Annotated in this window: 22 protein-coding genes; 15 read left to right on the top strand and 7 right to left on the bottom strand. The window is 72.1% G+C overall.

Features of this window, described 5'->3' with window-relative positions:
* The first annotated feature begins 84 nt into the window (after nucleotides 1-84).
* On the top strand, nucleotides 85-663 hold the full coding sequence (locus tag AQJ67_RS40745; RefSeq protein ID WP_079056506.1) for a Uma2 family endonuclease: 579 nt from the start codon (nucleotides 85-87) through the stop codon (nucleotides 661-663).
* Here the strand turns inward: AQJ67_RS40745 and AQJ67_RS40740 are convergent.
* Both AQJ67_RS40740 and AQJ67_RS40735 read right to left on the bottom strand, forming a co-directional pair.
* Nucleotides 641-1456, bottom strand: a complete 816-nt coding sequence (locus AQJ67_RS40740; protein WP_062724590.1) for a DUF3097 domain-containing protein — start codon at nucleotides 1454-1456, stop codon at nucleotides 641-643. The genes AQJ67_RS40745 and AQJ67_RS40740 overlap by 23 nt on opposite strands.
* Nucleotides 1457-1498: 42 nt before the next feature.
* On the bottom strand, nucleotides 1499-2236 hold the full coding sequence (locus tag AQJ67_RS40735; RefSeq protein ID WP_062724588.1) for an MBL fold metallo-hydrolase: 738 nt from the start codon (nucleotides 2234-2236) through the stop codon (nucleotides 1499-1501).
* Nucleotides 2237-2398: 162 nt separating this feature from the next.
* Between AQJ67_RS40735 and hrcA the strand changes: the two genes are divergently transcribed.
* From hrcA to AQJ67_RS40685, 10 genes are all read left to right on the top strand, one after another.
* Entirely contained in the window at nucleotides 2399-3415 is a 1017-nt protein-coding gene (hrcA, locus tag AQJ67_RS40730) for a heat-inducible transcriptional repressor HrcA (RefSeq protein WP_062724586.1), read from the top strand.
* Complete coding sequence (dnaJ, locus tag AQJ67_RS40725; protein WP_062724584.1) at nucleotides 3416-4552, top strand: molecular chaperone DnaJ; 1137 nt, start codon at nucleotides 3416-3418, stop codon at nucleotides 4550-4552. It begins immediately after the preceding gene.
* Nucleotides 4553-4653: 101 nt separating this feature from the next.
* Nucleotides 4654-5739, top strand: a complete 1086-nt coding sequence (locus AQJ67_RS40720) for a nitronate monooxygenase (protein WP_062724582.1) — start codon at nucleotides 4654-4656, stop codon at nucleotides 5737-5739.
* Nucleotides 5736-6494, top strand: a complete 759-nt coding sequence (locus AQJ67_RS40715; protein ID WP_062724580.1) for a 16S rRNA (uracil(1498)-N(3))-methyltransferase — start codon at nucleotides 5736-5738, stop codon at nucleotides 6492-6494. Before AQJ67_RS40720 ends, AQJ67_RS40715 begins: the two co-directional genes overlap by 4 nt.
* A gap of 19 nt (nucleotides 6495-6513) precedes the next feature.
* The gene (locus tag AQJ67_RS40710) at nucleotides 6514-6906 is read left to right on the top strand and encodes a VOC family protein (protein WP_062724578.1); all 393 of its coding nucleotides are present in this window, start codon (nucleotides 6514-6516) and stop codon (nucleotides 6904-6906) included.
* Between the two features lie 65 nt (nucleotides 6907-6971).
* Nucleotides 6972-7523, top strand: a complete 552-nt coding sequence (locus AQJ67_RS40705) for a hypothetical protein (RefSeq protein WP_062724576.1) — start codon at nucleotides 6972-6974, stop codon at nucleotides 7521-7523.
* 74 nt (nucleotides 7524-7597) lie between these two features.
* The gene (locus AQJ67_RS40700) at nucleotides 7598-10810 is read left to right on the top strand and encodes a S41 family peptidase (RefSeq protein WP_062724574.1); all 3213 of its coding nucleotides are present in this window, start codon (nucleotides 7598-7600) and stop codon (nucleotides 10808-10810) included.
* Between the two features lie 64 nt (nucleotides 10811-10874).
* On the top strand, nucleotides 10875-11228 hold the full coding sequence (locus AQJ67_RS40695; protein ID WP_062724572.1) for a histidine triad nucleotide-binding protein: 354 nt from the start codon (nucleotides 10875-10877) through the stop codon (nucleotides 11226-11228).
* A gap of 6 nt (nucleotides 11229-11234) precedes the next feature.
* Nucleotides 11235-12140, top strand: a complete 906-nt coding sequence (locus tag AQJ67_RS40690) for a ribonuclease Z (RefSeq protein ID WP_062724571.1) — start codon at nucleotides 11235-11237, stop codon at nucleotides 12138-12140.
* A gap of 20 nt (nucleotides 12141-12160) precedes the next feature.
* Nucleotides 12161-13153 (top strand): adenosine deaminase, encoded by a 993-nt coding sequence (locus tag AQJ67_RS40685; RefSeq protein WP_062724568.1) that lies wholly within the window; start codon nucleotides 12161-12163, stop codon nucleotides 13151-13153.
* Between the two features lie 16 nt (nucleotides 13154-13169).
* Here the strand turns inward: AQJ67_RS40685 and AQJ67_RS40680 are convergent, their stop codons facing one another.
* Both AQJ67_RS40680 and AQJ67_RS40675 read right to left on the bottom strand, forming a co-directional pair.
* Complete coding sequence (locus AQJ67_RS40680) at nucleotides 13170-14405, bottom strand: MFS transporter (protein ID WP_062724567.1); 1236 nt, start codon at nucleotides 14403-14405, stop codon at nucleotides 13170-13172.
* Between the two features lie 221 nt (nucleotides 14406-14626).
* Nucleotides 14627-15421, bottom strand: coding sequence for an IclR family transcriptional regulator (locus tag AQJ67_RS40675; protein ID WP_062724565.1), 795 nt, complete (start codon nucleotides 15419-15421; stop codon nucleotides 14627-14629).
* Nucleotides 15422-15536: 115 nt separating this feature from the next.
* Between AQJ67_RS40675 and AQJ67_RS40670 the strand changes: the two genes are divergently transcribed.
* The 3 genes from AQJ67_RS40670 to AQJ67_RS40660 all read left to right on the top strand — a co-directional run bounded on the left by AQJ67_RS40670 (nucleotide 15537) and on the right by AQJ67_RS40660 (nucleotide 19091).
* Nucleotides 15537-16502: a 5-dehydro-4-deoxyglucarate dehydratase gene (locus tag AQJ67_RS40670; protein WP_062724563.1), complete on the top strand. Its 966-nt coding sequence runs from the start codon at nucleotides 15537-15539 to the stop codon at nucleotides 16500-16502.
* The gene (locus tag AQJ67_RS40665) at nucleotides 16499-17788 is read left to right on the top strand and encodes a glucarate dehydratase family protein (RefSeq protein WP_062724561.1); all 1290 of its coding nucleotides are present in this window, start codon (nucleotides 16499-16501) and stop codon (nucleotides 17786-17788) included. The genes AQJ67_RS40670 and AQJ67_RS40665 overlap by 4 nt, the downstream gene beginning before the upstream one ends.
* Nucleotides 17789-17903: 115 nt before the next feature.
* Entirely contained in the window at nucleotides 17904-19091 is a 1188-nt protein-coding gene (locus tag AQJ67_RS40660) for a carbohydrate kinase family protein (RefSeq protein ID WP_062724559.1), read from the top strand.
* Between the two features lie 4 nt (nucleotides 19092-19095).
* On the opposite strand, the gene AQJ67_RS40655 is transcribed toward AQJ67_RS40660, so the two are convergent.
* The 3 genes from AQJ67_RS40655 to AQJ67_RS40645 all read right to left on the bottom strand — a co-directional run bounded on the left by AQJ67_RS40655 (nucleotide 19096) and on the right by AQJ67_RS40645 (nucleotide 21591).
* A complete protein-coding gene (locus tag AQJ67_RS40655; protein WP_062724557.1) occupies nucleotides 19096-19896 on the bottom strand; it encodes a VOC family protein in 801 nt (266 codons plus the stop codon).
* Between the two features lie 491 nt (nucleotides 19897-20387).
* Nucleotides 20388-20741, bottom strand: coding sequence for a cytidine/deoxycytidylate deaminase family protein (locus AQJ67_RS40650; RefSeq protein WP_062724555.1), 354 nt, complete (start codon nucleotides 20739-20741; stop codon nucleotides 20388-20390).
* 28 nt (nucleotides 20742-20769) lie between these two features.
* Entirely contained in the window at nucleotides 20770-21591 is an 822-nt protein-coding gene (locus AQJ67_RS40645) for a helix-turn-helix transcriptional regulator (protein ID WP_062724675.1), read from the bottom strand.
* A gap of 148 nt (nucleotides 21592-21739) precedes the next feature.
* Between AQJ67_RS40645 and AQJ67_RS40640 the strand changes: the two genes are divergently transcribed.
* Nucleotides 21740-23206: an MFS transporter gene (locus tag AQJ67_RS40640; protein ID WP_062724553.1), complete on the top strand. Its 1467-nt coding sequence runs from the start codon at nucleotides 21740-21742 to the stop codon at nucleotides 23204-23206.

The raw sequence follows: 23206 nt of genomic DNA, 5'->3' as shown, positions 1-23206 counted from the left end.
ATCGGTGCGGAACGTCGGTTCGGTCCCTAACCTGATTCGTAGGCTGCCGCTAAAAGGACGCGGCGGATGTGGAGGGCCACGGAGATGACCGCTGTGGACGAGCGTGGGATGACCAAGTACTTCGAGGAGCTTGAGCCTCCCGAGGGCGTCAAGGTCGAGCTTCTCCGGGGGGAAATCGTGATGATGGCCAGCCCTGATCTTGTGCACAACATGATCGTGGAAGATGTGCTGGACCAGATCCCACGTAAGCGGTGGTCTCGCCTACAGACCCAGGACGTCGACATTCTCGATGAGGCCAGTGAGCCAGTGCCGGACTTGGTGGTTCTTGAGCGCGAAGCCAGGCCCGCCTCGGGTCGCCTGCTGCCGTCCTCGCTGAGCACGATGGTTGTCGAGGTGGTCTCCAAGACCAGCGTCCAACGGGATTACGAGATCAAGCGGTCCATCTACGCTGCCGGCAAGGTGCCCGTCTACCTCATTGTGGATCCGGTCATGGCGCAGTGCGTCCTGCTGACGAGGCCTGTCGGGAGGGGAGACAACGCCGATTACCAGCGGCAACAGGTCACCAAGTTCGGGGCGCCCCTGCCGGTGGAGGAACTCGGGCTCGAACTCGACACCACCGAGTTCGGAACCTTCCCCAACGTCAGGCCCCACCGCTACCCGTAACGAAGTCGATCAACTCCTCCACCTTCCCCAGCAACTCCGGCTCCAGGTCCTTGTAAGACCCCACCCGCTGCAGAATCGCCTGCCACACCGCCCCGGTGTTCTCCGACGGCCACCCCAGCGCCCGGCACACGCCCGTCTTCCAGTCCTGCCCGCGCGGGACCTTCGGCCACCCGGCGATTCCCAGTGACGACGGCTTCACCGCCTCCCAGATGTCGATGTACGGGTGGCCCACGACCAGGGCGTGCTCACTGGTCACCGACTCGGCGATCCGCCACTCCTTCGTGCCGGGCACGAGGTGGTCCACCAGGATCCCCAGCCGGGCGTCCGGACCGGGTGCGAATTCGGTCACGATCGACGGCAGGTCGTCGACGCCCTCCAGGTACTCCACGACGACGCCCTCGATACGCAGGTCGTCGCCCCAGACCTTCTCGACCAGCTCGGCGTCGTGGCGGCCCTCGACGTAGATACGGCCGGCGCGGGCCACGCGTGCGCGTGCGCCGGGGACGGCGACCGAACCGGAGGCCGTGCGGGTGGGCCGGACCGGAGCCGCGCTCGACGGGCGTACGAGTGTCACCACCTTGCCCTCCAGCAGGAACCCGCGCGGCTCCAGCGGGAACACCCGATGCTTGCCGAAGCGGTCCTCCAGCGTCACCGTGCCCGCCTCGCAGCGGATCACCGCGCCGCAGAAACCCGTGCCCGGCTCCTCCACCACCAGACCCGGGTCCGCCGGGACCTCGGGGGCCGGCTTGGGCTTCTTCCAGGGCGGGGTCAGATCGGGGGAGTACTGGCGCATTCGGATGACGATAGGAGAAGCCCGGCCCGCGCGTCCCGCCGTTCAGCCCGACACGCCGAAGCGGGCGGCCAACGCGTCGCGCTGGCGGCGCACGAACTCCGCGTCCACCACCGCTCCGTGACCGGGCACGTACAGCGCGTCCTCGCCGCCCAGGCCGAGGAGGCGGTCCAGGGCCGCCGGCCAGTGCGACGGTACGGCGTCCGGGCCGGCCTGCGGTTCACCGGACTCCTCCACCAGGTCACCGCAGAAGACCACCTCCCGCTCGCCAAAGACCCCGCCCGGCACGAGCACGACCAGATCGTGGGCCGTGTGGGCCGGGCCCACGTTCGCCAGGAGGACCTGACGGCCGCCGTCCAGGTCGAGGGTCCACTCGCCGCTCACCTGGTGACGCGGGTGGACCAGTGCGTCGACCGCCTCGTCCGCCGCGTCCTGGTCCAGGCCGTTGCGCACGGCGTCCGCGCGCAGTTCCGCCCGCTCGTGCGCGAACACCGTGTCGATGCCCACCGCCCCGTACACCTCGGCCCCCGCGAACGCCGCCGCCCCGAAGACATGATCGAAGTGCGGATGGGTCAGCGCGAGATGAGTCACACGGTGACCGGCGAGCCGCTGCGCCTGCGTCCGCAGTCGCACGCCCTCCCGGAGGCTCGACCCGGCGTCGACGAGCAGTGCGCCACCCTCCCCGACGACCAGCCCCGCCGTGCAGTCCCAGCCCGGCAGCCGGCACCGCCCGACCCCGGCCGCCAGCCGTTCCCACCCCAGCTCTTCCCAAGTCACCGTCATACCGCGACGCTAGCCAAGACGACGGCATCGGGCACTGTGGTCCGTGACCGGCCTTGCCCGGGGCGTACCCCACCGCCGTACACTGGCCGGGGACGGTTGGCACTCACCAGCGCAGAGTGCCAGGCGAGGCGCCGAGGGGACGACTTCTGGAGGTGTGCGCGATTGCTGAGTGAACGCAGGCTTCAGGTGTTGCGTGCCATCGTCCAGGACTACGTCGGGACCGAGGAGCCGGTCGGCTCGAAGGCCCTGACCGAGCGGCACAACCTCGGTGTCTCCCCGGCAACCGTCCGTAACGACATGGCGGCCCTGGAGGACGAGGGTTTCATCGCCCAGCCGCACACCAGTGCGGGGCGTATCCCCACCGACAAGGGCTACCGGCTGTTCGTCGACAAGCTCGCCGGCGTCAAGCCGATGACCCCGCCGGAGCGGCGCGCCATCCAGAACTTCCTCGACGGCGCCGTGGACCTCGACGACGTCGTGGCCCGCACCGTGCGGCTGCTCGCGCAGCTCACCCGGCAGGTCGCCGTCGTGCAGTACCCGTCGCTGACCCGGTCCACCGTCCGTCATGTCGAGCTGCTGTCCCTCGCGCCCGCGCGCGTGATGCTCGTACTGATCACGGACACCGGGCGGGTCGAACAGCGGATGGTCGACTGCCCGGCGCCCTTCGGCGAAGGGTCGCTCGCGGATCTGCGCGCGCGGCTCAACAGCCGGGTCGCGGGGCGGCGCTTCAGCGATGTGCCGCCCCTCGTCGAGGACCTCCCCGAGGCCTTCGACCTGGAGGACCGCGGCACCGTCTCGGCCGTGCTCTCCACCCTGCTGGAGACACTCGTCGAGGAGAACGAGGAGCGGCTGATGATCGGCGGAACCGCCAATCTCACCCGCTTCGGACATGACTTCCCCCTCACTATCCGGCCCGTTCTGGAAGCTTTGGAGGAGCAGGTCGTGCTCCTCAAACTCCTTGGCGAGGCAGGGGATTCGGGCATGACCGTGCGCATCGGGCACGAGAACGCCTACGAGGGACTCAACTCCACGTCCGTCGTGTCGGTGGGCTACGGTTCGGGCGGCGAGGCAGTCGCCAAGCTCGGCGTGGTCGGACCGACCCGCATGGATTACCCGGGAACGATGGGAGCGGTACGCGCAGTGGCACGGTACGTCGGACAGATCCTGGCGGAGTCGTAAGTGGCCACGGACTACTACGCCGTTCTCGGCGTGCGTCGCGACGCGTCGCAGGAAGAGATCAAGAAGGCCTTCCGGCGGCTCGCGCGCGAGCTGCACCCGGACGTCAATCCGGATCCGAAGACCCAGGAGCGGTTCAAGGAGATCAACGCCGCTTACGAGGTGCTGTCGGACCCGCAGAAGAAGCAGGTCTACGACCTCGGTGGCGACCCGCTGTCCCAGGCGGGCGGCGGAGGAGCCGGCGGCTTCGGCGCGGGCGGCTTCGGGAACTTCTCGGACATCATGGACGCGTTCTTCGGTACGGCGTCGCAGCGCGGTCCGCGCTCGCGTACGCGCCGGGGCCAGGACGCCATGATCCGGCTGGAGATCGAGCTCGACGAGGCGGCCTTCGGCACGACGAAGGACATCCAGGTCGACACGGCTGTCGTCTGCAACACCTGTAACGGTGAGGGGGCCGCTCCCGGCACCTCCGCCCAGACGTGTGACATGTGCCGCGGTCGCGGTGAGGTGTCGCAGGTGACGCGGTCCTTCCTGGGCCAGGTCATGACGTCCCGGCCGTGTCCGCAGTGCCAGGGCTTCGGCACCGTGGTCCCGACGCCGTGCCCCGAGTGCGCGGGCGACGGGCGGGTACGGTCCCGCCGGACGCTGACCGTCAAGATCCCGGCCGGTGTCGACAACGGCACGCGGATCCAGCTCGCCGGTGAGGGCGAGGTCGGGCCGGGCGGGGGTCCCGCCGGTGACCTGTACGTCGAGATCCACGAGCTGCCGCACGCGATGTTCCAGCGGCGCGGCGACGATCTGCACTGCACGGTGACGATCCCCATGACGGCGGCGGCCCTCGGCACGAAGGTGCCGCTGGAGACGCTGGACGGCATGGAGGAGGTCGACATCCGGCCCGGCACCCAGTCCGGTCAGTCGATCCCGCTGCACGGGCGGGGTGTGACACATCTGCGGGGCGGCGGGCGCGGCGACCTCATCGTGCACGTCGAGGTGCAGACGCCGACCAAGCTGGATCCCGAGCAGGAACGGCTGCTGCGCGAGCTGGCCAAGCTGCGCGGCGAGGAGCGTCCGCAGGGGCAGTTCCAGCCGGGGCAGCAGGGGTTGTTCTCCAGGCTGAAGGATGCGTTCAACGGGCGCTGAGCCCGGCTTCGACTTGTGCTGATCCCCGTGGGAAATTGTTGGCCTATGCCAAGGGGAAGGGCCGATTCGGACTTGTTCGGGGGACGTGACAACATGCCGTCATGTCCTCCGCGCTGACCGATCTCTTCCCCCATCCGATCGTGCAGGCCCCCATGGCGGGCGGCGTCTCCGTGCCGCAGCTCGCCGCTGCCGTGGCCGAGGCCGGTGGGCTGGGGTTCCTCGCCGCCGGGTACAAGACCGCCGACGGGATGTACCAGGAGATCAAGCAGCTCAGGGGGCTGACCGGGCGGCCGTTCGGGGTCAATCTGTTCATGCCGCAGCCCGAGTACGCGGACGCGGCGGCCGTGGATGTCTACGCCCATCAGCTCGCCGGTGAGGCCGCCTGGTACGAGACCGAGCTGGGCGATCCGGACAGCGGGCGGGACGACGGGTACGACGCCAAGCTGGCCGTGCTGCTCGACAACCCGGTGCCGGTCGTCTCCTTCCACTTCGGTGTGCCCAGCGGCGAGGTGCTGGAGTCCCTGCGGCGCGCCGGGACGTTCACCCTCGTCACCGCCACCACCCCGGACGAGGCCCTCGCCGTGCAGCGGGCCGGTGCGGACGCCGTGATCGTGCAGGGCGTGGAGGCCGGCGGGCATCAGGGGACGCATCGCGACAACCCGGAGACCGACGGGTCCGGCATCGGCCTGCTCTCCCTCGTCGCCCAGGTCCGGGAGACCGTGAGCCTGCCCCTCGTCGCCGCCGGCGGCATCATGCGGGGCAGCCAGATCGCCGCCGCCCTCGCGGCCGGGGCGAGCGCCGCCCAGCTCGGCACCGCCTTCCTCGCCACCCAGGAGTCCGGCGCGAACGCCGTGCACAAGCAGGCGCTGACCAACCCGCTGTTCGTCCGGACCGAGCTGACGCGCGCGTTCTCCGGCCGCCCGGCGCGCGGCCTGGTCAACCGCTTCCTCCGCGAGCACGGCCCGTACGCCCCCGCCGCCTACCCCGAGATCCACCACCTCACCTCGCCCCTGCGCAAGAAGGCCGCCTCCTCCGGCGACCCACAGGGCATGGCCCTGTGGGCGGGGCAGGGGCACCGCATGGCCCGTGACCTGCCCGCCGGACAGCTGATCGAGGTCCTGGCCGCCGAACTGGCCGCGGCGTCGACAGCGTTGTCGGCCTTCCCGCAGGGCGGTGCCGGCCGATGACCGCGCCGGTGTTCGTCGTCGAGTCGCTGGAGCGGGGCGCCGCCCCCTCGGGAGGCGAGTACGTCCTCGACGGGCCGGAGGGGCGGCACGCCGTCTCGGTGAAGCGGCTGCGGGCCGGCGAGGACGTCGTCCTCACCGACGGGCTCGGACGCTGGGCCGAGGGCGTCGTCAAGGCGGCCGAGGGCAAGGACCGGCTGGTGGTGGAGCTGGGGGCCGTCGCGCAGGAGCCGCCCGCGCAGCCCCGGATCACCGTCGTCCAGGCCCTGCCCAAGGGCGACCGCGGGGAGCTGGCCGTCGAGACCATGACCGAGACAGGCGTCGACGCGATCGTGCCGTGGGCGGCCGCCCGGTGCATCACGCAGTGGAAGGGCGAGCGGGGCGCGAAGGCCCTCGGCAAGTGGCGGGCCACCGCGCGTGAGGCGGGCAAGCAGTCGCGCCGCGTGCGTTTCCCGGAGGTCGCGGAGGCGGCCACGAGCAAGCAGGTCGCGGCGCTGCTCGCCGGGGCCGACTTCGCCGCCGTACTGCACGAGGACCGCGACTACGGCAGCGAGCCGCTGGCCACGGCGGCGCTCCCCGCCGAGGGCGACATCGTGCTCGTCGTCGGACCCGAAGGCGGCGTGAGCCCCGAGGAGTTGGCCCTCTTCGAGGAGGCGGGGGCGAAGGCGTACCGTCTGGGCCGTACCGTCCTGCGGACCTCCACCGCCGGAACCGCGGCGACGGCACTGCTCCTCGGCCGCACCGGCCGCTGGTCCTGACCCGGGAGGGACGTACGCCGTGGAACTCGCCCAAGTACGACTGCTGGTCGGCGACTTCCCGGCCTGCTACCGCTTCTACGCCGACGTCCTCGGCCTCAAGCCGCAGTCGGGCGCGGTGAACGGGCCGTACGAGAAGTTCAGCCCCGCCACCGGCTCGGCCGGGATCGCCCTCCAGGACCGGGCGATGATGGCCGAGGTGTTGGGTGAACTGGGCGACGCGGCCACCGGCCATCGCTCCCTGGTCGTACTGCGGGTCGACGACCTGGACGCCTGCTGCGACCGGATCACCGCACGCGGCGCGACCCTCCTGCACGGTCCCGCCCCCATGACGGACCGTATGCGCGTCGCCCACCTCAAGGACCCCGAGGGCAACCTGGTGGAGCTTCAGGAGTGGCTGCTGCTGCGGTCCTGATCCCGTGGGGGAGTGGCCGTATGCGCTCTACCGCGGCGGCCGGGACAGTGGCAGGCTGCCCTCTCATGGGGGCTTTCAGCAGGGTTTGGGGTCGTGTCGGACGGCGCCCGCGCGTGGCGGGTGCGGTCGGAGTGGCCGTGCTCGCCGTCGGCGGGATGACCGCCTGTGATCCCGGTGGGCTCAGCAGCGCGACCGTGGCGTTCACGACCGACCAGACCGTGACCGCGGAGCTGGAGCGGCAGAAGGCCGATGTGCGGTGGCTCAACTGCACCGGCTCGTACGACAACGACGGCGACGGCAAGTCCGGTGGGGCGACGGCCAGCGCGAACACCGTCGTCAAGGTCGACTGCGAGGGCGAGACCTCCGACGGCAAGGACATTGTCGTCACCGGCCGGATCACCCGGGCCGTCAGCGGTTCCTGTGTGCGCGGGGACCTGGTCGCCAAGATCGCCGGCAAGGAGTGGTTCCACGTCAACGGGCTGGGCGACTGCGACGCCACGCCCTCGCCGGTCAACCCGTCCGGCGGCGGACAGCAGCCCGGGCCCACCGTCACCGTGACCGTCACCAAGACCGTCTACTGCAAGCAGCACCCGAACTGCTGGCCGGAGGGCAAGTGAGCGCTTTCGGCCGGGAGTTGGGCAAGTGATCCAAAGGTCTGTCCCCGGAGGCCGCCCCTGCTTATGGTGATCGGGTGACTCAGCCCGCGACGCCCGGACCGTCTTCCTATCTCCGGTATCCGCATCTCCACGGTGACCTGGTCGCCTTCACCGCCGAGGACGACGTGTGGCTCGCCCCGCTCGACGGCGGCCGCGCCTGGCGGGTCAGCGCCGACAACGTGCCGGTCACCCTGCCGCGCATCTCGCCCGACGGCACGACCGTCGCCTGGACCTCCAGCCGCGACGGCGCCCCCGAGGTGCACATCGCGCCGGTCGACGGCGGCCCCGCCAGGCGCCTCACCCACTGGGGCAGCTGGCAGACCCGGGTACGCGGCTGGACGCCGGACGGCCGGATTCTCGCCATCAGCACCCGGGGCCAGGCGGGCAGCCGCCGCACCTGGGCGCACACCGTCCCGCTCGACGGCGGCCCGGCCACCACCCTGCCGTACGGCCCCGTCGCCGACGTCGTGCACGGGCCGCAGCTCGTGCTCGCGTCCGCGCCGATGGGCCTGGAGGCCGCCCGCTGGAAGCGCTACCGGGGCGGCACGGCGGGGAAGCTGTGGATCGACCTCGCGGGCGACGGCGACTTCGTACGGCTGCACGCGGACCTGGACGGGAACATCGAGTTCCCCGTGTGGGCCGGTGACCGGCTCGCCTTCCTCTCCGACCACGAGGGGGTGGGCGCGCTGTACTCGTCCCTCGCGGACGGGTCGGACCTACGACGGCACACTCCTGTCGACGGTTTCTACGCCCGGCACGCCGCGAGCGACGGCACCCGCGTCGTGTACGCCCGCGCCGGGGAACTGTGGCTCCTGGACGACCTCGACGGGGCCGAGCCGCGCCGGCTCGACATCCGGCTCGGCGGACAGCGCACCGACCGGCAGGCGTACCAGCTGAACGCCGCCCGTGCCTTCGGGGAGGCCGCGCCCGACCACACCGCGCGCGGCAGCGCCGTCTGCGTCCGGGGCGCCGTGCACTGGGTCACCCACCGCGCCGGCCCCGCCCGCGCCCTCGCCGCCGAGCCCGGCGTACGGGCCCGGCTGCCGCGCACCTTCCGGGCGGAGGGCGAGGAGTGGGTGGTGTGGGTGACGGACGCGGAGGGCGACGACGCCCTGGAGTTCGCCCCGGCGACCGGCCTCGCACCGGGTGCCACGCCGCGCAGGCTCGGTGCCGGTCAGCTGGGCCGGGTCCTGGAGCTCGCCATGGCACCCGACGGAAGCCGGGCGGCGGTCGCCGCGCACGACGGGCGGCTGCTGCTCGTCGAGCGGGAGTCCGGCGAGGTCCGCGAGGTCGACCGGAGCGCCGACGGCGACGTGTCCGGTCTTGTCTTCTCGCCCGACTCGGCCTGGCTGGCCTGGTCGCACCCCGGCCCGCGCCCGCTGTCCCAGCTGAAGCTCGCCAACACCACCGACCTGTCCGTCTCCGAGGCGACCCCCCTGCGCTTCCAGGACTACGCGCCCGCCTTCACCCAGGACGGCAAGCACCTGGCCTTCCTGTCGACCCGTGCCTTCGACCCCGTCTACGACGAGCACGTCTTCGACCTCGCCTTCGTGGTCGGCTCCCGCCCCCACCTGATCACCCTCGCCGCGACCACTCCGTCCCCCTTCGGCCCGCAGCGGCACGGCCGTCCCTTCGACGCGCCGGACAAGGAGGAGACCCCCGACAGCGAGGGCACCCCTACCACCCGCATCGACCTCGAGGGCCTCGCCGACCGGATCGTGCCGTTCCCCGTGGAGGCGGCCCGCTACACCAACCTGCGGGCCGCGAAGGACGGCGTGCTGTGGCTGCGGCATCCCGTGCGCGGCGCGCTCGGCGCGACCCGGGCCACGCCCGACGACCCCGAGCCCAAGACCGAGATGGAGCGCTACGACCTCGTCCAGCGGCGGATCGAGCATCTCGCCGACGACGCCGACCACTTCGAGGTCAGCGGCGACGGCAAGCGGGTGCTGCTGTGGACCGACAGCCGGCTCAAGGTCGTCCCCAGCGACCGGCGGGCCTCCGGCGACGACGACAGCGACTCGAACATCACCGTGGACCTGACGCGGGTACGGCAGACGGTCGACCCGTCGGCGGAGTGGCGGCAGATGTTCGACGAGACCGGCCGCATCATGCGCGACCACTTCTGGCGGCCGGACATGAGCGGGGTCGACTGGACGGGCGTACTGGACCGCTACCGCCCCCTGCTGGACCGGGTCGCCACCCACGACGACCTGATCGACCTGCTCTGGGAGGTGCAGGGCGAGCTGGGCACCTCGCACGCGTACGTCGCGGGGCGCGGCGGCTACGGCGGCGGGGCCCGGCAGGGCCTGCTCGGCGCCGACATCTCCCGTCATAAGGACGGCAGTTGGCGCATCGACCGCATCCTGCCGTCGGAGACCTCCGACCCCGACGCCCGGGCGCCGCTGGCCGCACCCGGGGTCGCGGTGCGGGCCGGGGACGCGATCCTGGCGGTGGCCGGGGTGCCGGTGGACCCCGTGACCGGGCCCGGGCCGCTGCTCGTCGGCACGGCCGGCAAGGCGGTGGAGCTGACCGTCTCACCGGCCGGGGGCGGGGAGGCACGGCACGCGGTCGTCGTACCGATCGCCGACGAGCAGCCGCTGCGCTACCACGCGTGGGTGGCCGACCGGCGGGCGTACGTCCACGAGAAGTCCGGCGGCCGGCTCGGCTACCTCCACGTTCCGGACATGCAGGCGCCGGGCTGGGCGCAGATCCACCGTGACCTGCGGGTCGAGGTCGCCCGTGAGGGCCTCGTCGTGGACGTCCGGGAGAACGGCGGCGGGCACACCTCGCAGTTGGTCGTGGAGAAGCTGGCGCGGCGCATCGTGGGGTGGGAACTGCCGCGCGGGATGCGGCCGTACAGCTATCCGGCGGATGCTCCGCGCGGGCCCGTGGTCGCGGTGGCGAACGAGTTCTCCGGGTCCGACGGGGACATCGTCAACGCGGCGATCAAGGCGCTGGGGCTCGGGCCGGTGGTGGGGACGCGGACGTGGGGCGGCGTCATCGGGATCGACAGCCGTTATCGCCTGGTCGACGACACGCTGATCACACAGCCGAAGTACGCGATCTGGCTGGAGGGTTACGGCTGGGACGTGGAGAACCACGGGGTGGACCCGGATGTGGAGGTGGTGCAGCGTCCGCAGGACTGGGTGGCCGGGCGGGACGCGCAGTTGGACGAGGCGGTGCGGCTCGCGTTGGCGGGGCTGGAGGAACGGCCGGCCAAGTCGGCACCGCAGCTGCCGGACCGGTGAGGGAGTCTGTGTCCTCGGCGATAGCATGCCCGTGAGAGATCACCCGGCGTGAGGAGGCACACGCATGGCAGGGGAATCGAAGGACGACTGCTTGTTCTGCAAGATCGTCGAAGGGCATGTCCCGGCGACGATCGTCCGGGAGACGGAGACGACCGTCGCCTTCCGGGACATCAACCCCCAGGCGCCCACCCACGTCCTGGTCATCCCCAAGGCGCACTACAAGGACGCCGCAGCCCTCGCCGCCGCCGACCCGGCCCTCGCCGCGGACGTCCTGCGCGAGGCCCAGGCCGTGGCCGACGAGGACAAGCTGGAGAGCTACCGCATCGTCTTCAACACCGGCGCCGGCGCGGGCCAGACCGTCTTCCACACGCACGCCCACGTCCTCGGCGGCCGCGGCATGCAGTGGCCCCCCGGGTAACTCGCCATGTCCGTACGTGAACTGGTCGTCCTCGGCACGGCGAGCCAGGTCCCGACCCGGCACCGCAACCACAACGGGTACCTGCTGCGATGGGACGGCGAAGGGATCCTCTTCGACCCCGGCGAGGGCACCCAGCGGCAGATGCTGCGGGCCGGCGTCGCGGCGCACGACCTGAACCGGATCTGTGTCACCCACTTCCACGGGGACCACTCGCTCGGGCTCGCCGGCGTCATCCAGCGGATCAACCTCGACAAGGTCCCGCACCCCGTCACCGCCCACTACCCGCTCTCCGGACAGCGCTTCTTCGACCGGCTGCGGTACGCCACCGCCTACCGCGAGACCGTCGACCTCGCGCAGGCGCCGGTCAGCGAGGACGGGGTCGTCGCCGACACCGGTGGCTACACGCTGGAGACCGCCCGGCTGTCGCATCCCGTCGAGTCGTACGGCTACCGCCTGGTCGAGCCCGACGGCCGCCGCATGCTGCCCGAACGCCTCGCCGCGCACGGCATCAAGGGGCCGGACGTGGGCCGGCTCCAGCGGGACGGGGTGTTCGGCGGGGTCTCCCTCGCGGATGTGAGCGAGGTGCGCCGCGGGCAGCGTTTCGCGTTCGTCATGGACACCCGGCTGTGCGACGGGGTGTACGCCCTGGCCGACGGCTGCGACATGCTCGTCATCGAGTCGACGTTCCTGGACGACGACGTCGAACTCGCCGTCGAGCACGGCCATCTGACCGCCGGTCAGGCCGCACGCGTCGCCCTGGAGTGCGGCGTACGGCATCTCGTGCTCACCCACTTCAGTCAGCGCTACAGCGAGCCGGACGAGTTCGAGCGGCAGGCGCGGGACGCCGGTTTCGACGGGGAGCTGACGGTGGCGTACGACCTCTTGCGGGTGCCGCTGCCGAAACGTCGGTAATACCCCCGTACGATGCTTTGATGTCTCTCCCGAAAGCAGAACTGCACCTCCATATCGAAGGCACCCTCGAACCCGAGCTCGCCTTCGAGCTGGCCGCGCGCAACGGCGTCGAGCTGCCGTACGCCGACACCGACGAGCTCCGCAAGGCGTACCAGTTCGAGGACCTCCAGTCCTTTCTGAACCTGTACTACGAGCTCATGGCCGTCCTGCGCACCGAGCGGGACTTCGAGGACCTGGCGAACGCCTACCTCGCCCGTGCCGCCGCGCAGGGCGTGCGGCACGCGGAGATCTTCTTCGACCCGCAGGCGCACACCAAGCGGGGCCTGGAGCTGGGCACGGTGGTCGAGGGGCTGTGGCGGGCGCTGGGGAGCAGCGAGGCGAACCACGGGGTCTCGACCCGGCTCATCATGTGCTTCCTGCGCGACGACTCCGCCGAGTCGGCCATGGCGACGCTGCGGGCCGCCGAGCCGTATCTCGACCGGATCGTGGGCATCGGCCTCGACTCCGCCGAGGTCGGCCATCCGCCGGTGAAGTTCCGCGAGGTCTACGAGGCCGCCGCCGCGCTCGGCCTGCGCCGCGTCGCGCACGCGGGCGAGGAGGGGCCGCCGGCGTACATCACCGAGGCCCTCGACATCCTCGGCGTCGAGCGCGTCGACCACGGGCTGCGGTGCATGGAGGACCCGGCGCTGGTCGAGCGGCTGGTCCGGGACCGGGTGCCGCTGACCCTCTGCCCGCTCTCCAACGTGCGGCTGCGGACCGTCGACGTCCTCGCCGACCACCCGCTGCCCGCCATGCTCGACGCCGGCCTGATGTGCACGGTCAACTCCGACGACCCGGCCTACTTCGGCGGCTACGCGGGCGACAACTTCGACGCGGTGCGCTCGGCGCTGGGCCTTGACCGGGAACGGCTCCGGGAACTGGCCCGCAACTCCTTCCTCGCCTCCTTCCTGGAGGACGACGAGGAGCTGCGGGCGCGGTATCTGGCCGAGGTGGAGGCGTACGAGTTCGGGTAGCCGGGCCGGCGGCGGTTCAGGTCGCCGCGGTCAGGCGGTCCGGGGCCGTCGGGGTGGCTTCCGTGGTGTCCAGGGGGATCTCGACGATCTCCATGATCTCCGCGCCTTCGGCCACCTCGACCGTCTCCTGCGGGCGTCGGGCCAGGGCCACGACCGTCATCGGTACGGCGACGACCAGCAGGCCGGCCGCGAGGACCGTGCCCATGGCGGGAAAGCCGGCCTGGGCGGACAGGACGCTGCCGGTCAGGGGGCCGGCCGCGGTGCCCAGGGAGGACGCCGAGCCCACGAGGACCGCCCAACGGCCCCGTGAGTCCAGGGAGGCGGCGAGGCCGATGACGTACGACAGGACGATCGGGTAGAGCGTGTTCCAGGCGATCTCGCCGGTCGCGAAGGTCGTCAGGTCGGTCGCGGACGCGCTGAGCGCGATGCACACCGCGATGAGGGCGGTACCGGCGCCGACGGGAAGCGCGCGGCCGAGGCGCGGGCCGAGCGCGCCCGCCCCGGTCACGCCCAGCAGCCCGGCACCGAGCCCGACAGCGAACACCGCGCCGACCGTCGCCTCCGTCAGCCGCGCCTGGTCCAGGCCGATCCGGCCGCTGACGCCCCACAGGGAGTTCTGGGCGAGGGACCAGCAGAGCATGCAGGCGGCGAGGGCCAGACCGTGGCGGAGGTGGGGGAGGCGGGTGGTGGCCGCCCGACTCCGGGGCTGCGGCGCCCCGCTGGGCGTCAGACGGGCCGTCAGCGGCCATACGGCGAGCGCGGTGAGGGCGATGGCGGCCAGTGGCTGGCCGTGGCCCGCGCCGAGGTGCGGCACCGTCAGGTAGACGGCGCCCGCGAGGGCGGAGACGCCCAGGAGGCCCAGCGTGGTGGCGCGGTGAGGGTCGCGCAGGGCGGCTATGCCGGTGGCGGCGACCGCCGTCGCGGTACCCGAGCCGAAGCCGCCGACCAGGACGCCCAGCACCACGGCCGGCAGGGCATGGGCGAGCGCCGCGCCGCCGTAGCCGAGCAGGGCCAGGGTGAGGCCGATCCGGGCCAGCCGCTGTGCCCCGATCCGGTCCACCCGGGAGGCCAGCGAAAAGCCCGCCGACGCCGAACTCAGCAGCAGCGCACTGCCGACGGCGCCCGCCTGGGTGGGGGTGAGCGGAAGTCCGGAGTCGAGTCTGCCGACGACCGTGGGCAGCAGATACGGAGCGAGGTACCCGGCCGTGAAAAGGGCGACGAGGGGCCAGGGAGTGGTGCGAGGGGCGAACACGGGCGTTCCCAGGGCATGCGAAAGGAGCGGCTCAAGAGGGGGAGGAGCGCAGGCCGTCGACGGACAGGAACGCGCGGGCAATTTGTATCAAGCGGGGGGAGGGGGGAAGAAGCGCGGGTGGTGTGATCTGGGGCACGTTCTGTTTGGGGTGGGGGATCACGGGTAGAAGATGCCCTCATCTGCGCCGCGAAGGCGCCCTCATCCGTGCCGGAAAGCGGACCTCACCTGCGCCAGTGCACGGCCCCGCCCCCGCCGCTCCCGCCGGGAACCGTCGCCTCGATCTTCGCCCTGATCTCCCGCATCACCGCCACGATCCGCTCCTCGTGGCCCGCCGACAGCCGTGCCACCGGCACCGAGCAGCTGATCGCGTCCTGGGCCGGGACCTCGTAGCGCAGCGCGAAGCCGAAGCCGACGATGCCGGGGACGCCCTCCTCGCGGTCGATCGAGTAACCGCGCGCCCTTACTTCGGCGAGGTCGGCGGCGAGGGACTCGCGGGTGGTGCGGGTGTGGGGGGTGAGGGGCTCGTACGGACCGTCGGGGAGGTCGGTGTCGGGGCGTTCGGCGAGCAGGGCCTTGCCCAGGGCGCCCGCGTGCGCGGGCAGACGCCGGCCCACCCGGCTGATCGTCCGCAGGTATTCGTGCGACTCGCGCGTCGCCAGGTACGCCACGTCCCGCCCGTCCAGCCGCGCCATGTGGATCGTCTCGCCCAGCGCCTCCGACGCCTCGTCGAGATACGGGCGTACGACCCGGACGCGCGGGTCGGAGTCGAGGTAGCTGGTGCCGGTGAGCAGGGCGTGGATGCCGATGCCGTAGAGGGAACCGGTGACGTCCGTGCGGACCCAGCCGCGCGAGATCAGGGTCTGGAGCAGCGCGTACATGGAGCTGCGCGGCACGTCCAGCGCCTCGGCCAGTTCCTGAAGGCGGGCGGGGCGGTCGCCGCGCGCGGCGAGCAGCTCCAGCAACTCCACGGTGCGCGCCGCCGACTTCACTTCGCGGACGCCGCCTGTCTCTGACATGGGCCGATGGTAATCGTCGCGCCCTCGTACGGACGGCGCCATTGACGCTGGTGGTTCGCCTATCTAATCTCGATTCTCATACGTGGATGACATCTACATCTGGAGATGGGGAGAGATGGCGAGGGTAAGCCTCGATACGGGTACCGACACGCATACGGTCACGATCCGCCGCTTGCGGGACGGCATGGCACAGGGCGTGCTGTCGTTCCCGCTCACGAGCTTCCACGACGACGGCACGCTGGACCCGGACGGCTTCCGCACCCATGTCGCCGCCCAGCTCGCCACCGCCCCCGGCGCGGTCTTCCCCGCCTGCGGCACCGGCGAGTTCTTCTCGCTGGACGAGGACGAATACCGGCAGGTCGTCTCGATCGCCGTCGAGGCGTCGGGCGGGCGCGTCCCCGTCGTCGCCGGCGTCGGGTACGGCTGGGCGCAGGCCGCCCGGTTCGCCCTGATCGCGGAGGAGGCCGGCGCCGACGCCCTCCTCGTCCTGCCGCACTACCTCGTCGCCGCCCCGCAGGACGGCCTGGTCGCCCAGCTGGAGCAGCTCGCCGCCCGGACCCGCCTGCCGCTCATCGCCTACCAGCGCGGCCAGGTCGCCTACACCGCCGAGTCGTTGCGGCGCATCGCCCGCATCCCGAACGTCATCGGGCTCAAGGACGGCCACAGCGACCTCGACCGCCTCCAGCGCCTCACCCTCGCCGCCCCCGAGGACTTCCTCTTCTTCAACGGCGCCGCCACCGCCGAGATCCAGGCCCGCGCCTACGCCACCGTCGGCGTCCCCGCCTACTCCTCCGCCGTCCACGCCTTCGCCCCCGAGATCGCCAACGCCTTCTTCACCGCTCTCCACGGCGGCGACCAGGGCACGGTCGACAAGCTGCTGCGCGACTTCTACGTCCCGCTCGTCGAGATCCGCGACCGGGTGCCCGGCTACGCGGTGTCCCTGGTCAAGGCGGCCGCCCGGCTGCGCGGCCGCCCCGTCGGCCCCGTACGCGCCCCGCTCACCGACCCCTCGGCCACCGACCTCGCCGACCTGCGCACCCTCCTCGCCACCGGCCTCGACCTCGTAGGAGCCGCCCTGTGAACCTCACGATCACCGAGGTCCGCCTCACGCCCATCCTGGTCGCCGACCCGCCTCTGCTGAACACCCAGGGCGTCCACCAGCCGTACACACCCCGGCTGATCGTGGAGGTCGTGACCGCCGACGGCGTCACGGGCGTCGGCGAGACGTACGGCGACACCAAGTACCTGGAACTCGCCCGGCCGTTCGCGGAGAAGCTCGTCGGGCGCCAAGTGGGCGATCTGAACGGCCTGTTCGTCGTCGCCGACGAGGTGTCCGTCGACCGGTCCCGGATCCAGGGGCAGGTCGACGTCGGGGGGCTGCGCGGCGTCCAGACCGCCGACAAGCTGCGGCTGTCCGTCGTCTCCGGCTTCGAGGTCGCCTGCCTCGACGCCCTCGGCAAGGCGCTCGGGCTGCCCGTGCACGCGCTGCTCGGCGGCAAGGTGCGCGACGCGGTCGAGTACAGCGCGTACCTCTTCTACAAGTGGGCCGAGCACCCCGCGGGCGTCGCGGCCGAGAAGGACGACTGGGGTGCCGCCGTCGACCCGGCCGGGATCGTCGAGCAGGCCCGGAAGTTCACCGAGCGGTACGGCTTCACCTCCTTCAAGCTCAAGGGCGGCGTCTTCCCGCCGGACGAGGAGATCGCGGCCGTACGGGCACTCGCCGAGGCCTTTCCCGGGCACCCCCTGCGGCTCGACCCCAACGGGGCCTGGTCCGTGGAGACCTCGCTGAAGGTGGCGCGCGAACTCGGGGACGTCCTGGAGTACCTGGAGGACCCGGCGCTCGGTACGGCCGCCATGGCCGAGGTCGCCGCGCGGGCCGGGGTGCCGCTGGCGACCAACATGTGCGTGACGACGTTCGCGGAGATCAAGGAGGCGTTCACCAAGGACGCCGTGCAGGTCGTGCTCTCCGACCACCACTACTGGGGTGGGCTGCGCAATACGCAACAACTCGCGGCGATCTGTCGCACTTTCGGCGTAGGGGTGTCCATGCACTCCAACACCCACCTGGGTATCTCCCTTGCCGCGATGACCCACGTCGCGTCCACCGTCCCGAACCTCCACCACGCCTGCGACTCCCACTACCCCTGGCAGTCCGAGGACGTCCTCACCGAGCGCCTCACCTTCGAAGGCGGCAAGGTCGCCGTCTCGGACGCGCCCGGCCTCGGCGTCGAGCTGGACCGCGCGAGGCTGGCGGAGCTGCACCGGCGGTGGCTGGAAGACGACGGCTCGCTGCGGGACCGCGACGACGCCGCCGCGATGCGGGTCGCCGAACCCGGCTGGGTCACGCCCTCGGTGCCGCGCTGGTAGTGCCCCGCCGACCGGGCGGGTGATCCCGTCCACGCGGGCGCGGGCGGGATCACGGTGGCGTTGTCGGTGACGTGGTGCACACTGGCCAGATCAGCACCACGTCAGGGAGCGCACCGTGACCACGCCCACCGCGTCCACCGCGCCGACCGGAAACGGAAGGGGTCCCTCGCCCCAGGGATCCCCGTCCCACGGCCCGTCGACCAGGGCGGCCAAGCCGTACCGCCGGAGCCAGGTCGACCCCCTCGCCGGTCTGCGCACACCCGCCGACCCGCCCTGGGACGTGTACCTCACCGGCACGGTCTTCCTCGACATCATCTTCACCGGCCTCGACTCCGCCCCGGTGCGCGGCACCGAGTCCTGGGCGCGCGGCATGGGGTCGAGTCCCGGCGGCGTGGCGAACATGGCGACGGCCCTGGCCCGCCTCGGCCTGCGGACGTCCCTCGCGGCGGCCTTCGGCGACGACCACTACGGCGAGTACTGCTGGGACGCGCTGGAGCACGGCGAGGGCATCGACCTCTCACCCTCGCGCACCGTCCCCGGCTGGCACTCACCCGTGACGGTGTCCATGGCGTACGAGGGAGAGCGCACGATGGTCTCCCACGGCCACGAGCCGCCCCCGGAGGAGCCCGCCCCGGACTGCCCGCCGCGCGCGCGTGCCGCCGTGGCCTCCCTCGTCCCCGGTCGGCGGGCCTCCTGGATCGCGCAGGCCGCGAGCAAGGGCGCCCGGATCTTCGCCGACGTCGGCTGGGACGACACGGGGGCGTGGGACCTGGCCGGACTGGCCGACCTGGAGCACTGCGAGGCGTTCCTGCCGAACGCCGAGGAGGCCATGCGGTACACCGGCGCCGACTGCCCGCGCGAGGCGGCCCACGCCCTCACCGCGTACGTCCCGGTCGCGGTGGTCACCCTCGGCGCGGAGGGCGCGTACGCGGTGGACGGGCGGACCGGGGAGACGGCCGTGGTGCCCGCCATCGCCGTGGAGGCACTGGACCCGACGGGCGCCGGGGACGTCTTCGTGGCCGGCTTCGTCACCGGCACCCTCGCCGACTGGCCGCTCGCCGACCGCCTCGCCTTCGCCGGGCTCACCGCCGCCCTCTCGGTCCAGGAGTTCGGCGGCTCCCTGTCCGCCCCCGGCTGGGCCGAGATCGGCGCCTGGTGGCGCAAGGTCCAGTCCCTCGACCGGCAGGACCCCGAGGCGCTGCGCCGGTACGCGTTCCTGTCGGACCTGGTGCCGGAGGAGCAGGGGAGACCGTGGCCGCTGCGGCGGGCGGTGCCGACGATCGGGTTCCGCCGGTCGGCGTGAGGACTCAGCTCGGAGGGGCCGGCTTCAGCACCACGAAGTCCGCGTTGGCCGGGTCCAGGCAGACCGCCAGCCGGCCGACGCCCTCCGCGTCCTCCGGTCCCATCTGCACGCTGCCGCCGTTCTCGGTGACCCTGGCCACCGCGGCGTCGCAGTCGTCGACGTTGAACACCGGGTGCCAGTACGGCTTCCCGCCCGCCAGTGCGAGGTTCTCCGCGGGCAGTTCCATCAGGCCGCCCTGCATCCGGTCCTCGGGCCGGCCGGCCGGGGTGATGAGGGTGTACGCGCCCCCGCCGCCCGGCAGTTCCATCTCGCTGTACTGCCAGCCGAAGATCCCGCCGTAGAACTCCTTCGCGGCCGCGGCGTCGCTCGTGTACAGCTCGGTCCACGACAGTGAACCCGGCTCGTCCGCCAGCTCGAAGCCGGAGTTCTTGCCCGGCTGCCAGACGGCGAACTGGCCGCCCAACGGATCGCTGAACTGGGCCATCCGGCCCCAGTCCTCCAGGTCCATCGGCGCCACCCGTACGGTGCCACCCGCTTGCTGCACGGCCTGTGCCGACGCGTCAGCGTCGTCGACCGTGTAGTAGATCATCCAGGCCGGGCGGGCGCCCTCCTCGGTGAGCTTGCCGAGGCCGGCGACGGTCTTGCCGTCCTTCTTGAACATCCCGCCTTCGAAGTCCTCCGAACCGCCCATGGACTCGTACTCCCAGCCGAGTACCGCGCCGTAGAAAGCTGCGGCCGTCGTGACCTCGGGGGCGCCGAGGTCCAGCCAGCAGGGCGAGCCGGGAGTGAGGTCAGTGGTGATCATGGCGAGTCCCTTCGCAGATCCCCTGCCCTCAGCCTGACACCCCCCACAGCCCCCCGCCCACCGAAACCCGCCCCCGCCGCCCCTACCCATCCCATCCCTGGGGGCTCCGCCCCGGCCCCCCCTGATCGCCCCTCCGGGCCTCGTCCTCAAACGCCGGACGGGCTGAAGACCCTCGCCTCCTGCGGGGGGGGGTGGGGGTTGGGGACGGCGGAGACTCGTCCTCAAACGCCGGACGGGCTGAAGATGCCTGGGCCGGCAGAGCCCTCTGCGGCAGAGCCTCGTCCTCAAAGGCCGGACGGGCTGGAAGGTCGGAGCGGGGTCTGGGGCGGAGCCCCAGAAGGGGCGCGGGGCTGTGTCGATTTGCGGCTCCGCCGCGTGGGCGCGACCAGCCCCCGCCGGGGCCGCACTCGAAGGACGACCCCGGGGTCGAAGGGGCGGAGCCCCTGGGGATGGGACGGGTAGGGGCGGCGGGGGCGAGAGAAGGTCGGGTCTCAGCTCGCCGGCACGGTGGCCCGCACCACCCCGTCCACCCCCGCCACCAACACCGGCGTCCCCGCCCCCCCAAGGTCCCGCACAGCGGCCCGATCCTCCGCCGGAACAACCTCCGCCTCCGTCACGACCGCCGCCGCCTCCAACGACGTCGCTCCGGAAGCCACCGCCATCGCCACAGCGGTCCGCAGCGCGCTCAGCTTCAGGGAGTCCAGTTCGACGGTCCCGGCGACATACGTACGACCGGTGTCGTCCCGTACGGCCGCCCCCTCGGCCACACCGTTGCGGGCCCGCGCGGAACGGGCCAGGGTGACGATCTTGCGGTCCTCGGGGTCGAGCGCGCTGTTGTCGGTCATGAGCTGAGCATACGTAGCGCCACCGGCCCTATCCGGCCACGGGGTACATCGCCCCGCGCCGCCCCTCGGGCGACGCCAGCCACTGAAGCTTCGCCGCCGTGTTCGCCTCGTTCAGCGGCGTGTGCAGCACGATCGACAGATCGGGCCGCGCCGGCATCTGCATCACGCTCGACTCCAGACACAGCTCCCCGAGCAGAGGATGGTCCAGCTCCTTGAGGATCTGCCCGGCGTCCTCGATGTCCCGCCGCTCCCACAACTCGGTGAACTCCGGACTGGACGCCCGCGCCTCGGCCAGCACCGCCTGGAACCCCTCGTCGTCGGGCGAGGCCGAGCAGAGCGCACGGAACTGCGCCACGACCGTACGGGCGTTCTGCTCCCAGTTCCTCGCCCGCGCCCGGTACATCGGGTCCGTGAAGAAGTCGATCAGGCAGTTCCACCGCTTGCCGGGCCGCATGCCGAGCACCGTCGCCGCCGCGTCGTTGTGCAGCACGCCGTTGTAGTACCGGTCCATGATGTGCGCCGGATACGGCATCCACGTGTCGATCAGCCGCCGCAGCCCGTCGCACATGTCCTGCTTCTCGGGCTCCACCTCGCGCTCCGGCGGATTCAGCCCGGCCAGCAGATACAGATGCCGGCGCTCGGCGTTGCTCAGCCGCAGCACCCGGCCCACCGAGTCCAGCACCTGCGGCGACACGGAGATGTCCCGCCCCTGCTCCAGCCACTGGTACCAGGAGGCACCCACCCCGGCGAGCACGGCGACCTCCTCGCGCCGCAACCCCGGCGTACGCCGCCGCGCGCCACCATCCGGAAGTCCCGCGTCGGCCGGGGTCACCCGGGCCCGCCTGCTCATCAGGAACTCGCGCAGCTCGCGCCGCCGATGACTCTTCAGCGCGTCCACGGACACGTACCGATCCCCCTCGTTCTGGTGGCTGGTGGTGCCACCACCAGCACAACTTGCCGCTCCCCACGGCTATTCCGACGCCAGCAGGCTCTTACCCATGGCGATCGACACCACCAGTCCCACCACGACCAGTCCCACCACGACCAGTCCCACCACGACCCCGACCTCGACCTCAGCCCCACCACTCGACACCCCCGGGATGTCGACGCGCGACAAACTCGTCCTGTTCGTCCTGTGCGCCGCCCAGTTCATGGTCGCCCTGGACTTCTCCGTCCTGAACGTCGCCCTGCCCGTCCTCGGCGCCGACCTCGGCATGAGCCAGTCGGCACTGCAGTGGGCGGTCACGGCGTTCGCGCTGCCGTCCGGCGGCTTCCTGCTGCTCTTCGGCCGCATCGGCGACCTGTACGGCCGCCGCAAACTGTTCCTCACCGGGCTCGCCCTGTTCGCCGCGGCCTCGGTGCTCGCGACGCTCGCCTGGCACCCCGCGTCGTTCCTCGCGGGCCGCGCCCTGCAGGGTCTCGGCGCCGCGGTCATCGTCCCGACCGGCATGTCCCTGCTGACCACCACCTTCGCCGAGGGCCCCGCCCGGGACCGCGCCCTCGGGATCTCCGGCACGCTGATGTCGCTCGGCTTCACCATCGGCATGGTCGCGGGCGGTGTCCTGACCGACGCGTTCGGCTGGCGCTCCACCATGGGTCTGCTCGCCGTCTTCGCCCTGATCGTGCTGCCGCTCGCCCCCGGCCTGCTGCCCGAGTCCCGCACTCCGGACCGCCCCCAGCTGGACGTCCCGGGGGCTGTGACCGTCACCGGCGGTCTGCTCTCCCTGATCTACGCGCTGACGACGGCCGCCGACCACGGCTTCGCCCGCGTCGACGTCGTCGCGACCCTGATCGCCGGCCTCGCCCTCCTCGCGGCCTTCGTGGCCGTGGAGTCCCGCACCGCGGCACCCCTGGTCTCCCTGCCCATGCTGCGCCGCCGCACGGTGGCCTGGGGCAATCTGGGCGGCCTGGTCACCTTCTCGATGATGTCGACCGTGATCTTCGTCCTCACCCTGTACCTCCAGGAGATCCTGCGCCTGTCGGCCTGGCAGACCGGCCTGGTCTTCGGGGTCCAGGGCGTCATGTCGGTGCTCGCGGGCACGCTCACCCCGAGGTTCCTCAGCCGCCTCGGCGCCCGCCGCACCCTGGTCGTCTCGCTCGCGGGGCAGGGCGCCTTCATCGCCGGCCTGGTGTTCCTCGACGCCCACACCTGGTCCGTCTGGCTCGCCACGGCCGCCGTCTCGCTGGCGAGCATGTTCCACCTGGGCGCGATCATCTCCTACGGCCTGACGGTCACCTCAGGCGTCCCCGACGAGGAGCAGGGCCTGGCCACCGGCCTGGTCACCTCGACCCAGCAGATCGGCCTCACCGTCGGCATCCCGCTGCTGGGCGTCCTCGCGACGACCTCCGGCGACCTGCTGTCCGGCACCCGCACGGTGCTGGCGCTCGACGCGGGGATCGTGCTCGCCGCGGCGGCCCTGGTCGCGGTCGGCCTGCGGACCCGGCGGACGGCCCGCTCGGTGTGA

This window comes from Streptomyces caeruleatus, from assembly GCF_001514235.1.
Classification (GTDB): Bacteria; Actinomycetota; Actinomycetes; order Streptomycetales; family Streptomycetaceae; genus Streptomyces; species Streptomyces caeruleatus.
Note: the sequence above shows the minus strand (reverse complement) of the source record. Positions and strands in the feature narration are given on the sequence as shown.

Coding starts and splice junctions, on each gene's coding strand:
- AQJ67_RS40705 (WP_062724576.1), top strand. CDS start 6,972: ATGGGGGCTTTCAGCAGGGTTTGGGGTCGTGTCGGACGGCGCCCGCGC.
- AQJ67_RS40670 (WP_062724563.1), top strand. CDS start 15,537: ATGGCGAGGGTAAGCCTCGATACGGGTACCGACACGCATACGGTCACG.
- AQJ67_RS40715 (WP_062724580.1), top strand. CDS start 5,736: ATGACCGCGCCGGTGTTCGTCGTCGAGTCGCTGGAGCGGGGCGCCGCC.
- AQJ67_RS40695 (WP_062724572.1), top strand. CDS start 10,875: ATGGCAGGGGAATCGAAGGACGACTGCTTGTTCTGCAAGATCGTCGAA.
- AQJ67_RS40720 (WP_062724582.1), top strand. CDS start 4,654: ATGTCCTCCGCGCTGACCGATCTCTTCCCCCATCCGATCGTGCAGGCC.
- AQJ67_RS40690 (WP_062724571.1), top strand. CDS start 11,235: ATGTCCGTACGTGAACTGGTCGTCCTCGGCACGGCGAGCCAGGTCCCG.
- AQJ67_RS40675 (WP_062724565.1), bottom strand. CDS start 15,421: ATGTCAGAGACAGGCGGCGTCCGCGAAGTGAAGTCGGCGGCGCGCACC.
- AQJ67_RS40735 (WP_062724588.1), bottom strand. CDS start 2,236: ATGACGGTGACTTGGGAAGAGCTGGGGTGGGAACGGCTGGCGGCCGGG.
- AQJ67_RS40685 (WP_062724568.1), top strand. CDS start 12,161: ATGTCTCTCCCGAAAGCAGAACTGCACCTCCATATCGAAGGCACCCTC.
- AQJ67_RS40745 (WP_079056506.1), top strand. CDS start 85: ATGACCGCTGTGGACGAGCGTGGGATGACCAAGTACTTCGAGGAGCTT.
- AQJ67_RS40640 (WP_062724553.1), top strand. CDS start 21,740: ATGGCGATCGACACCACCAGTCCCACCACGACCAGTCCCACCACGACC.
- AQJ67_RS40650 (WP_062724555.1), bottom strand. CDS start 20,741: ATGACCGACAACAGCGCGCTCGACCCCGAGGACCGCAAGATCGTCACC.
- AQJ67_RS40645 (WP_062724675.1), bottom strand. CDS start 21,591: ATGAGCAGGCGGGCCCGGGTGACCCCGGCCGACGCGGGACTTCCGGAT.
- AQJ67_RS40655 (WP_062724557.1), bottom strand. CDS start 19,896: ATGATCACCACTGACCTCACTCCCGGCTCGCCCTGCTGGCTGGACCTC.
- AQJ67_RS40740 (WP_062724590.1), bottom strand. CDS start 1,456: ATGCGCCAGTACTCCCCCGATCTGACCCCGCCCTGGAAGAAGCCCAAG.